The sequence below is a fragment of the Pedobacter sp. genome (assembly GCF_965279535.1).
Classification (GTDB): domain Bacteria; phylum Bacteroidota; class Bacteroidia; order Sphingobacteriales; family Sphingobacteriaceae; genus Pedobacter.
The window spans coordinates 426,806-439,355 of record NZ_OZ257244.1 but is presented as its reverse complement, the minus strand read 5'-3'; the positions used below and the strand labels follow the sequence as shown (position 1 = coordinate 439,355).

Sequence of the window (12,550 nt, the reverse complement as noted above, 5' to 3'; positions counted from 1 at the left end):
TTTGGTACAATAAAAAAGCCCTGGCTTTCACCAGGGCTTAAAAATATAAATTTTAGACCTATTTATGCATATGCAACTGCATCTCTTGATGCCAGTTTGGTAGTACCCATTAGATATTCATCTACTTTACGGGCGGCTTCTCTTCCTTCAGATATCGCCCAAACTACCAATGATTGACCTCGGCGAACGTCGCCAGCGGCAAATATTTTAGCAATATTGGTTTGATAAGTGTGCTCAGAAGCTTTAACGTTTCCACGATTATCTAGTTCTACCCCTAATTTTTCTATTAATCCTTCTTTTTGAGGATGTAAAAATCCCATAGCCAAAAGAACCAATTCGCAAGGTAGATCTCTTTCTGTTCCTGCAACTTCTTTGAAAGTTACCGGACGACCATTTGCATCTATTTCCCACTCCACATCTACTACTTTTAGTGCTTTTAAATTACCGTTTTCATCTGCAATGAACTGTTTCGTATTAACCGACCATGCTCTTTCTGCACCTTCTTCGTGAGATGAGGTATGTTTTAACAGCATTGGATAGGTTGGCCAAGGCATGTTTGCACTACGTGCAGAAGGTGGCATAGGCATGATTTCGAACTGTGTTACCGATTTAGCACCATGACGGTTTGAGGTTCCGATACAGTCAGATCCTGTATCACCCCCACCAATTACAATAACATTTTTGCCTGTAGCCATGATATCTTCAGTTTCTACAGGTCTGTTGGCCACGCGTTTGTTCTGTTGCTTTAAGAAATCCATTGCGTAATGAACTCCCTTAGCAGAACGACCATCAATAGGTAAATCGCGAGGAATGGTAGAGCCACCAGCCAATACAATGGCTTGATAGTCTCTTAGCAAAGTGCTGATTTCTACGTTTTCACCTACGTTGGCATTGCATTTAAAAATAATGCCTTCTTCTTTCATTAAATCGATACGACGATCAACTACATTTTTTTGTAGTTTGAAATCAGGAATGCCGTATCTCAATAAACCACCAGGTGCATCATCACGTTCGAAAACTGTTACTTCATGACCAGCTTTATTCAACTGCGCAGCTGCAGCCATACCTGCAGGTCCAGAGCCAATTACAGCTACTTTTTTACCTGTTCTGATTAATGGCGCTTTTGCTTTGATAAAACCTTTTTCGAATGCAATTTCGATGATGTGTTTCTCAATTTCTTCGATAGATACCGGTGGACGATTGATACCTAACACGCAAGCAGATTCGCAAGGTGCAGGACAAATTCTCCCGGTAAATTCAGGGAAATTATTGGTGCTTAATAAAATATTGGCAGCTAGTTCCCATTTTGCATTGTAAACGGCATCGTTAAATTCTGGAATCACGTTACCCAATGGGCAACCTGACTGACAAAAAGGAACTCCACAGTCCATACAGCGGGCAGCTTGTCTGTTTAATTCTGTTGAGGGTAATTCATTTAAAAATTCCCCATAGTGTTTTACACGTGTTGCAGCCTCTTCTCTTGTGGGCGCAACTCTATCGTACTCTTGAAATCCTGTTACTTTTCCCATGGCTTAGTGTGTTTTTACTTGCGTGTTACGTTTGCTTAAAACTGCTTTGTATTCTTTAGGGAATACCTTTACAAAATGAGCTGATTGTGTTTTCCAATCACTTAATATAAATTCAGCTACTTTACTGTCAGTCAAACGAATATGTGTTTTCAATAAAGCCAATATTCTTTCTTCATCTTCAGCTAATAGCGGATCTAAATCAACCATTTCTTTGTTACACTTGCGGGCAAAAGTTCCGTTTGAATCGTAAACCCAGGCAATACCTCCACTCATACCTGCGGCAAAATTGCTTCCGGTATCTCCAAGAATCAAGACCTCACCACCAGTCATGTATTCACAACCGTGATCCCCAACTCCTTCAACAACTGCTGTAGCACCTGAATTTCTTACGGCGAAACGCTCACCTGCTTTACCACGTGCATATAATTCTCCGGATGTTGCTCCATATAAAGCTACGTTACCGATAATGATATTTTGTTCAGGAACATAAGTTACGTTAGCGAAAGGATAGATTGCTAAACGAGCACCCGATAAACCTTTACCCACATAGTCATTGGCTTCACCTTCAAGTGATAGCGTTACACCGCGAGTATTGAATGCACCAAAGCTTTGTCCGGCAGAACCATTAAATTTAAAGTTGATGGTATCTGGAGGTAATCCTGCACCTAAATGAACTTTAGAGATCTCATTAGAAAGCATTGTACCAATAGCACGATCTGTATTTTTAACATTAAAGCTTGCAAATACAGGCTCATTGTTTTCAATAGCTGGTCTTGCGGCAGCGATAAGCTGATGATCAATAACCTGATCTAAACCATGATCCTGTTCTTCAGTATTGTACTGAGGTAAGCCATTATCTTCTGCTTTATACAAGATGCCTGATAAATCGATGTGTTTTAATTTCCAGTCTTCTGTAGGCAATTCACGTACTTTTAATGCATCAGCCTGACCGATCATTTCATGAATAGTTCTGAAACCCAATTCAGCCATAATCTCACGTAATTCTTCTGCTAAGAAGTAGAATAAGTTAACCACGTGATCAGGATCACCAGAGAATAATTTTCTCAATTCCGGATCTTGAGTTGCCACACCAACCGGGCATGTATTTAAGTGACACTTACGCATCATGATACAACCTGCAGTTACTAAAGCGGCAGTTGCAACACCCCATTCTTCAGCACCTAAAAGCGCAGCGATGGCGATATCTCTTCCTGTTTTAAGTTGTCCATCTGTTTGAAGAACAATACGGTTACGTAGCCTGTTCTTAACTAAAGTTTGATGTGCTTCTGCTAAACCAAGTTCCCAAGGTAAACCTGCATGCTGGATAGATGTTAAAGGTGAAGCACCTGTACCGCCATCAAAACCGGAAACTAAAATTACATCAGCATGGGCTTTGGCCACACCAGCTGCGATGGTACCTACACCTGCTTTAGAAACCAATTTTACGTTGATTCTTGCTGCACGGTTTGCATTTTTTAAATCGTAGATCAGCTGAGCTAAATCTTCGATTGAATAAATATCGTGGTGAGGTGGAGGAGAAATTAAACCTACCCCTGGTGTTGAGTGACGAACTTTTGCAATCCAATCATCCACCTTGTGTCCAGGTAGCTGACCACCTTCTCCAGGTTTAGCTCCCTGAGCCATTTTAATCTGAAGTTCATCAGCATTAGTTAAATAGTAACTGGTTACACCAAAACGTGCAGAAGCTACTTGTTTAATTGCAGAGCGCATGCTATCACCATTCGGTAATTTAGTATAACGCATCTCATCTTCACCACCCTCACCGGTATTACTTTTACCGCCAATGCGGTTCATGGCAATAGCTAATGTTGAGTGTGCCTCATGAGAAATTGAACCAAAGGACATCGCTCCTGTTGCAAAACGCTTCAGAATTGCTGCTGTAGATTCTACTTCATTTAAAGGAACTGATGGACGACTATAGTTAAATTCAAACAAACCTCTAATGGTATAAGCTTGTTGTGTTTGCTCATTTACCAGTTTAGAATATTGTTTAAAGATATTGTAATCATTTCTACGGGTTGCATTTTGCAACAAGTGAATGGTTTGTGGATTGAACAAGTGCTGCTCTCCACGTCTGCGATATTTATAAGTACCTCCGGCTGGTAATAAGCTTTCTACCTGTGTAACAGGGCCAAAACTGCGGCGATGCTTGATTAAGGTTTCGTAAGCGATCTCATCTAAACCTAATCCGCCAATGCGTGATACTGCACCAGTAAAGTAAGTATTTACAACTTGTTTATTAATTCCTAAAATTTCGAAAATCTGTGCACCCTGGTAAGACTGAAGCGTAGAGATTCCCATTTTAGAGAAAATCTTCAATAAACCACTGTTTACTGCGTAGATGTAGTTTTTAGTTAATTGTTCTGAAGTTAAACCAGATTCTTCTTTGAAACTATCGATAGATTCTAAAGCTAAATAAGGGTTAATTGCTGTAGCGCCAAAACCTAATAAGGTAGCGAAGTGATGAACTTCCCATACGTCTCCGGCTTCACAAACAATACCTACTGCTCCGCGGTAACCTTTTCTGATTAAATGATGGTGTACTGCAGAAACTGCTAATAATGAAGGAATTGCAGCATGCTCTGAATCGATTGCTCTATCAGAAAGCACAATTACCTGGAAACCATCCTCAACAGCATCAACAGCATAGCGGCAAAGCCTGTCTAATGCCTTAGCCATTGAACCTGGTTTATCATTAGCCCTGAAATAAGTTTGAAGCGTTTTCGCCTGGAAAACGCCGGTATCAATACTTCTAAGTTTCTCTAATTCCTGATTCGTTAATATAGGATGCTTAATGGCTACACAATGTGCTTGTTTTGGATTTTCGTCTAATAAGTTTCCATTGCTACCCATAAAGCTGGCCAAACTCATCACCACTTTCTCCCTGATTGGGTCAATTGGCGGGTTGGTTACCTGCGCAAACAGCTGTTTGAAGTAAGATGAAAGGTGCTGAGGTTGCTTAGACAAGATTGCTAAAGGCGTATCTGTACCCATTGAACCAATTGGCTCTTTACCTTCCAAAGCCATAGGTTTTAATAAAAGATCAACATCTTCTCTGCTGTATCCAAAAACCTGCTGGTATTTAAAAACTGATTCTCTGGATAAACCAGTAAACATTAATCTTGGTTCAGGCAGCTCTTCCAGGCGAATCTGATATTGGTTAATCCAGTCTGCATAAGGACTTTGACCGCACACCTGGGTTTTAATCTCATCATCACTGATGATTCTACCCTGCTCCATATCCACCACGAACATTTTTCCTGGTGTTAAGCGACCTTTTTCTATTACAGTACTTTGATCAATTGCCAGTGCACCAGCCTCAGAACCCATAATTACACGATCGTCTGAAGTAATTGCATAGCGGGATGGACGAAGTCCGTTACGATCTAAAGTAGCTCCTATTAATTTACCATCTGTAAATGCAATAGCTGCAGGACCATCCCATGGCTCCATTAAAGTAGCATGGAATTCATAGAATGCTTTTTTAACCGGATCCATATCTTCATTACCATCCCAGGCTTCAGGAACCAGCATCATTAATACATGAGGTAAGGTTCTTCCTGAATGGAATAATAATTCGATAACATTATCTAAACATCCTGAATCTGAATTGGTTTCATCAATTACCGGAAGTAACATATCAAGTTCTTCAGGAGTAAAATATGCTGAAGCCAGTGATTTAACGCCAGCTCTGAACCAGTTTAAGTTACCTTGCAAAGTATTGATCTCTCCGTTGTGAGCGATGAACCGGAAAGGTTGTGCTAATCTCCATGAAGGAAATGTATTGGTTGCAAAACGAGAGTGAACTAAACCTAAAGCAGAAACCAATCGCTTATCGCTTAGATCAGTAAAATAAGTACGTACTTGTAAAGAAGTCAGCTGACCTTTATATATAATGGTTTGTGCTGACAGGGAAACAATATAAAAATCTTTTCCGCCATGTACCGTATTGGCAATAAGCTTAATCAGATAGTTTTTAAAAACATAAAGCTTTCTTTCAAAGTCAGCGCCAGGTGATACAGCATACGGACGAGCAATAAAAACCTGTTCAATTTCAGGCTCTACAGACAAAGCCATGTTGCCGATATCTGTAGTATCTACATCTACCTTTCTAAATCCTAAAACCTCCAGACCAAGTTTTTCTGCCGCACGGTAAATAAGTTCGCGACACTCTTCTCTTGCCCGGATATCTTTAGGCATGAATAACATACCCACACCATAGTTATTGGTTTCAGGCAAGCTAAATCCAGCTTTCAGACATTCATCATAAAAAAATTCATGAGGAATCTGAATCATAATACCAGCACCATCGCCAGTATTGGGTTCTGCACCACAGGCTCCCCTATGGTCTAAGTTCTCTAAAATGGTAAGCGCATCGGAAATAATTTGATGTGATTTTCGCCCTTTCACATGCGCTACGAACCCAATACCGCAGGCATCGTGTTCAAATTGCGCATCGTACAATCCACTGTTTGGTTTCATTTTTTGCTCGTTAGTTGTTAGTGTATAGGAAACACTAAGATAAAAAAAATAATTTGCAAATTATAGAGTTGACATAATTTTTTGAATAATTTTAGTCTTCAAACAAAATAAACAATATATTTTAACAAATTTTTAATATAAACCCTGTTTCATTAAAAAAATTACAACACAAAAAAATAGCTAAAAACGGCCTATACAACGAAATTTAATTTAAAAACAATTTCGCTTAATTATTTATATTTAAATTCATTATTCATAAGTAAATAAATTTTGGCGTTTTCGTCAAAAAATAATTTCCAACGGAGGATCTTATAAGTATTTTGTAAACCTAATTACCGTTAATTTTTTGGGAGATGTTAAAATTATTCTTGTAGGAATCAGCGACATAGCTAATATACCAAAAAAAATAAGGAAATGCATTTTGCATAACAACATCTTTTTCTACCTTTGTGCCGGGCAAGTCTTTTACGACCAGCTCCCTTTGAACTCCCCCAGGGTGGGAACACAGCAAGGGTAGAAGGTTGTAGCGGTGCGATAAGAGGTGCTTGCCCTTTTTTTTAACCCCTAACCCCCTGAAGGGGGGATACTAAATTCTTCAGGGGTTCTAATAACAGAACCTAATAATCATTTTAAGAATTTATAAAGCATGAAATTTTTTATCGACACAGCTAATCTTGATCAAATCAGAGAAGCTCAAGATCTTGGTATTTTAGACGGTGTAACTACTAATCCTAGTTTAATGGCTAAAGAAGGTATCACCGGAGATCAAAATGTAATTAACCACTACAAAGCGATCTGCGATATCGTTGAAGATAACGTAAGTGCAGAAGTTATTTCTACTACATATGACGAGATCATCAAAGAAGGTGAAGCACTTGCTGCTTTAAATCCTAAAATCGTAGTAAAAGTACCGATGATCAAAGACGGTGTTAAAGCCATCAAATATTTCTCTTCTAAAGGAATAAAAACTAACTGTACATTAATTTTCTCTGCCGGCCAGGCATTATTAGCTGCAAAGGCTGGTGCAACCTATGTATCTCCTTTCTTAGGTCGTTTAGATGATATCTCTACAGACGGCTTAACCTTAATTGAAGATATCAGAACTATTTTTGACAATTACGGTTATGAAACACAGATTTTAGCGGCGTCAATCCGTGGTCCTTTGCACATTGTTAACTGCGCAAAATTAGGTGCAGATGTAATCACTGGTCCATTGGCTGCTATTGTTGGCTTACTGAAACACCCCTTAACCGATTCAGGTTTAGCACAATTCTTAGCTGATCATGCTAAAGCAGCTGGTAAGTAAGAAGTCCTCAGTCGGAAGTCTTCAGTACTGAGTCTGAGAATGGAATAATAAAAAAATCCCAAACAGTGATGTTTGGGATTTTTTTATTATCAGCATCCGGTACCTTGTCTAACTACTAAGTACAATGTACTAACTACTACTTACTAGGTAACTAACTAAGAAGCAAGTAATTCTTTTATCTTTTCATAGCTGATTTGTTCATCAGGTTCAATCAGGATTCCCTTCACTCCTGCTCCGTTGGCTGCTTCAACATCGCGGGGTTTATCTCCGATCATAATGGATTGTGCAGGATCTATTTCAAACATTTCTATTGCATCGAGGATCATTCCGGAAGCCGGTTTACGGCATTTGCATTCTCCGCCAACAGTTGGATGATGTGGGCAATAATAAAAAGCTGCAATTTCTGCACCTTTTTTAGCAAATGCATTTCTTAGCATCTGGTGCATAATGCCCAGATCTTCTTCAGTATATCTTTTTAAAGCAATTCCGCCCTGGTTGGTAATCACGATCAGTAAATAATCTTCATCATACAACCTCTTCAAAACCGGAATCTGATAATCCAGGATTTGAAAATCTTCTACTTTACAGATGTAATCATAAATTTCGTGATTTAAAACACCATCACGATCAAGAAAAATTGCTTTATTCATTTTTTAAGGTTGTGTAACTGGGAAAGAGGTACTTGTGTTGACCTCTGTTATAATTGCGCCAAAATAACTGAAAATTAATGGTAAAAGAAAGCCCGATTTATTGCTAAACCGGGCTTATTCTTAACAAAGAAACAATTATTTCGTGTGAACACCCACTTTATGACCTTTAATGGCAAAATATAGGATGTATAAATAACAAGGCAGAACCGTTGCAAAATAGGCGACTTGAAAGTGCAGATGCAAGGTATCTTTTAAAAATGCATACAGAAAAGGAAGTAACGCTCCACCTGCGATACCCATTACCATGATGGCCGAACCAATTTTAGTAAATTTACCTAAATGACTAATTCCTAGTGGGAAAATAGCCGGCCACATCAATGAATTGGCCAATCCCAATAGAGCTACAAAAAATACAGCAAAGTAGTTAGGTATAGCTACAGATAGAAGTGTGAAAATCAATCCTAAAATGGCGCAGATTCTCAAGGCTTTTTGCTGTGATAAATATTTCGGGATAGCAATAATCCCTACAATGTAACCAATTAACATACTGAAAAGCGTTAGTGAGGTTAGTTTTCCGCTGAGTTCGGCACTTACGCCTAACTCTCTGGCGTAAACGCCGATGATATCACCTGCCATTACTTCTGCCCCAACATAAACGAAAATACATAGTGCGCCTAAAAACAAATGTGGAAATTGAAAAATACTTGTTTTATGAACTACAGTACGGTCATCATCAGCTACAATATCTTCCTCTACTTCTACCTCAGGTAAATCTGTGAATTTAATTACGATGGCAAATAAGCAAAATACAATAGCCAATACGATGTAAGGCATATTTACGCGGCCTAAAACATCATTAAGAAGCTGTTCGTGTGCGGCACCAGTAGCCGCCTGAATCTGCTTTTCAACCTCTGAAGCATTCTTTAGAAATAATGAGCCCATTACCAATGGTACAATCATTCCGGCAAATTTATTACAAATACCCGCCATACTGATCCTTTTGGCTGCACTTTCGATAGGCCCGATAATGGTAAGATAAGGATTAGAAGCTGTTTGCAATAGTGCCAATGCAGCACCCTGAACAAAAATGCCTGTTAAGAACATGCCGAATGTACGGGTTTGAGCTGCAGGAATAAAAATTAATGAACCTAATCCCAGGATAAGTAAACCTAAAATGATTCCGTTTTTAAAACCTACTTTTTTAAGGATCCAGGAAGATGGAAGCGCCAGGAAAAAATAAGCCATATAAGACGCAAATGTTACTAAAAACGCCTGAATGTCTGATAATCCGAAAGAAAGTTTGAAAAAGGGGATTAAGGTACCGTTAGCCCAGGTAACAAATCCGAAAATGAAAAAAAGCGCGCAAATGATAATCAGTGGCTTAGGTCCTTTGGAGGTACCCGCTTGAGTAGTGTTTAGCATCTTGTTTGGTCTGTTTAAGTTGAAGCAGCCAATCTACTGAAATATTTTAGCAAATTTACACTCAAACGTTTGCGTGATTTTCAATTTAACATTTTTTATCACTATTAATTAGAACTTACGCACCTGAAGCCTGTATGTTCAAGTCCTGTATCAACAGATGTTTTCATTCTGGAGGTAACTCTGTAGCCTTTACAATAGGACGCATTACACATGAATGAACCTCCCCTAACTACTTTTTTGGGTACGGTAGGTTCCATAGGGTCGTAGCTATCACCGGGTCCTTCTGGATTTTCGGAGGTACCTTTCAGGGTTTCATAATAATCCGGGCGATACCAATCGCTGCACCACTCCCATACATTACCCGCCACATCATAAAGTCCATAACCATTAGGACTAAACTTTTTTACTGCTGAAAGCCCGTAAAACCCATCCCAATCAGTGTTTTTAACCGGGAAACTCCCCTGCCAGGTATTGGCCTTTCCTTTGCCTTTCTCAATATCTTCATTCCCCCAGGGATATAATGCATTTTTGATACCTCCCCGGGCAGCATATTCCCACTCCGCCTCGGTAGGTAAGCGTTTTCCTGCCCATTTACAATAGGCCATGGCATCGTCCCATGAAACATGTACTACAGGATAATTTTCTTTACCTTTTATATTGCTTTTGGGTCCCTGAGGATGTTTCCAGTCTGCACCTTTAACCCAACGCCACCATTGAGCAGCATCATTTAAAGTGGTAATGGATTTTGGCTGGTAAAAAACCAATGAAGCCGCCACAAAAACGCTATCGGGCGGTTTTGGCGTTCCCGGGGGTAGCTGCTTTTTCATTTCTTCCCAATCGGGTTTACGCTCCGCAGTGGTTACATAGCCTGTGGCCTCAACAAATTTCTTAAAGCTGGCATTGGTTACTTCCGTCGCATCAATCCAGTATGAAGCAAGCTTAACTTTGTGCTGAGGATATTCATCAGCTCTTCCTTCTTTATCAGTAGCTCCCATATCAAATTCAGCACCACGAATAAAAATCATTCCCTCATGACTAGCCTTTCCTCCCTTTATATTCGTTGTGTCCAAGCCTTTGCCGTACCTAGCAGGTAGATTCATTTCGCAAGAAGCGAGTGAATCTTTTTGGTGCTGACTAAGTTCTTCTTTTGGTTTAGATTGACAGGCGCAGATTAATAATAAAGGAATGAGGTAGATTGAGGTTCGGCTTTTCAACATTGATAATATTTAATATAGAACAATTGATTTTTATGCACTAAATTTAGTAAACTTTAAACTTATTGCAAGCATAGCCTCTTTAAAGTTTAATATTTTCAATGCCGGGTTATCATCATTATCAGATCGGCCGTAATTTAATTCAAAATAAACTACATGTTAATTAATTCGCCTATAAATCAACACGGTAGGCTTTTTTGTAATTATTTATTTGCAGTGAATACTCATTAAGCCTATATTTGCACCACTTTAAAGGAAACAGCTAATCGTTTTTAATAAAGAAGATTCCGTAGCTCAGCTGGTAGAGCATTACACTTTTAATGTAGTGGTCCTGGGTTCGAATCCCAGCGGGATCACAAAAACCTTCAAGCCTAAAAGCTTGGAGGTTTTTTGTTTTATATCATTTTCGAATTGGTTAATGATGAGACATTTACCGAGAGATTAAAGCAAGCGAAAAAATCCCAGCGGGATTACAGAAGAGTGAAGCTTAGCTCTAACCACTATTTCCTTGAGCGGAAACCAGATTCATTGTATAGTCAGTATTTACAAGTCATCTCAACCCTTCTACACTTTTGAAAAAATGAGACTATATGTGTATATATTGATACGATTTAATGAAATTCTGACAACATAATCTATTTAAGTTTGCCATTCTAACCATTTTCCCATAAAATATTAGTTTCATACCTGAAAAACAATGAGTGACAATACCCTTTCTGCGAAGCCCCACTACCCTATTCTAGATGGATTACGTGGCGTAGCAGCCATTATTGTGGTAACCTTTCACCTGACTGAACCATTAGGAACCGGACATTTGGATATCCTAGTTAATCATGGTTACCTTGCTGTTGACTTTTTCTTTCTATTGTCTGGTTTTGTAATTGGCTATGCTTATGACGATCGATGGAATAAAATGACTGTGGGGACTTTCTTTAAGCGCCGAATCGAACGTCTCCAACCGATGGTAATATTAGGAATGACCCTCGGCGCAATTGGATTCTATTTTACTGACTCGGCAATCTGGCCACTTATCCATACTGTTCCCTTATGGAAAATGATGCTGGTGATGCTTGTTGGTTATACCATTTTACCCGTTCCATTGTCTTTAGATATAAGAGGTTGGCAGGAAATGCATCCACTCAATAGTGTTGGCTGGTCATTGTTCTTTGAATATATTGCCAATATTCTGTACGCTATCGGCATCAGGAAACTTTCTAAAACAGCACTGAGTATTCTGGTATTAATTGCAGCCATAGCACTGGCTCATTTGGCCATTACCAGTCCGAATGGAGATATTAGCGGAGGTTGGACACTAAATGTAGAGCAGGTTCGCGTGGGAATTACCCGAACGATGTTTCCTTTCTTTGCTGGTTTGCTGCTTTCACGAATGGCTAAACCCACACGCATAAAAAATGCATTTTTATGGTGCAGCCTTTTGGTTGCTATAGTATTGTATATGCCACGTATTGGAGGTGCTGAACATCTTTGGATGAATGGAATATACGAATCAATCTGTATTATCCTTGTTTTTCCATTGATTGTTTACCTGGGTGCCAGTGGAATTGTTCATTCTAAAATGGAAAATAAGATATGCAAATTCTTAGGAGATATATCTTATCCGCTTTATCTGGTACACTATCCGCTGGTTTATTTCTATGTAGCCTGGATTAGCAACAATAAAGGGACAACCATTGTACAGGCCTGGCCGTATGCCTTATTGATCTTAGTGGGGAGTGTTGTTCTGGCCTATGTCAGTTTGAAATGGTACGATGAACCCGTTCGTAAATGGTTGAGAAAAAAATTGAAGTAATGAAAGGATATTTCCATTTTACTATCAATAGATTTGCAAGGAAGGTATAAGTAATTGTACGTTCCTTGCATTAAAATGAAGCAACTGAAATTTTAAACAAGCTTGTGGCTTGCAAT

At 39.1% G+C, this 12,550-nt stretch carries 7 protein-coding genes, 1 tRNA gene and 1 other RNA gene; 4 read left to right on the top strand and 5 right to left on the bottom strand.

Annotated elements, in window-relative coordinates:
• Nucleotides 1-62: 62 nt before the first annotated feature.
• Together ACQY77_RS01470 and gltB are read right to left on the bottom strand one after the other, a co-directional pair.
• On the bottom strand, nt 63-1,529 hold the full coding sequence (locus tag ACQY77_RS01470; RefSeq protein ID WP_421939763.1) for a glutamate synthase subunit beta: 1,467 nt from the start codon (nt 1,527-1,529) through the stop codon (nt 63-65).
• Between the two features lie 3 nt (nt 1,530-1,532).
• On the bottom strand, nt 1,533-6,032 hold the full coding sequence (gene gltB / locus ACQY77_RS01465; protein ID WP_421939764.1) for a glutamate synthase large subunit: 4,500 nt from the start codon (nt 6,030-6,032) through the stop codon (nt 1,533-1,535).
• A gap of 454 nt (nt 6,033-6,486) precedes the next feature.
• On the opposite strand from gltB, the gene ffs reads away from it, so the two are divergent.
• Together ffs and fsa are read left to right on the top strand one after the other, a co-directional pair.
• Nucleotides 6,487-6,586: signal recognition particle sRNA small type (gene ffs / locus ACQY77_RS01460), an RNA gene on the top strand.
• 92 nt (nt 6,587-6,678) lie between these two features.
• Nucleotides 6,679-7,338 (top strand): fructose-6-phosphate aldolase, encoded by a 660-nt coding sequence (gene fsa, locus ACQY77_RS01455; protein WP_421939765.1) that lies wholly within the window; start codon nt 6,679-6,681, stop codon nt 7,336-7,338.
• Between the two features lie 155 nt (nt 7,339-7,493).
• Here fsa and ACQY77_RS01450 read toward each other — a convergent pair whose 3' ends face one another.
• The 3 genes from ACQY77_RS01450 to ACQY77_RS01440 all read right to left on the bottom strand — a co-directional run bounded on the left by ACQY77_RS01450 (nt 7,494) and on the right by ACQY77_RS01440 (nt 10,627).
• Nucleotides 7,494-7,988: a D-glycero-alpha-D-manno-heptose-1,7-bisphosphate 7-phosphatase gene (locus ACQY77_RS01450; RefSeq protein WP_421939766.1), complete on the bottom strand. Its 495-nt coding sequence runs from the start codon at nt 7,986-7,988 to the stop codon at nt 7,494-7,496.
• 135 nt (nt 7,989-8,123) lie between these two features.
• Complete coding sequence (locus ACQY77_RS01445) at nt 8,124-9,410, bottom strand: sugar MFS transporter (RefSeq protein WP_421939767.1); 1,287 nt, start codon at nt 9,408-9,410, stop codon at nt 8,124-8,126.
• A gap of 104 nt (nt 9,411-9,514) precedes the next feature.
• Nucleotides 9,515-10,627: a formylglycine-generating enzyme family protein gene (locus tag ACQY77_RS01440; protein ID WP_421939768.1), complete on the bottom strand. Its 1,113-nt coding sequence runs from the start codon at nt 10,625-10,627 to the stop codon at nt 9,515-9,517.
• Nucleotides 10,628-10,907: 280 nt separating this feature from the next.
• Between ACQY77_RS01440 and ACQY77_RS01435 the strand changes: the two genes are divergently transcribed.
• Both ACQY77_RS01435 and ACQY77_RS01430 read left to right on the top strand, forming a co-directional pair.
• A tRNA-Lys gene (locus ACQY77_RS01435) sits at nt 10,908-10,980 on the top strand.
• Nucleotides 10,981-11,321: 341 nt separating this feature from the next.
• Nucleotides 11,322-12,434: an acyltransferase family protein gene (locus ACQY77_RS01430; protein WP_421939769.1), complete on the top strand. Its 1,113-nt coding sequence runs from the start codon at nt 11,322-11,324 to the stop codon at nt 12,432-12,434.
• Nucleotides 12,435-12,550 lie beyond the last annotated feature (116 nt).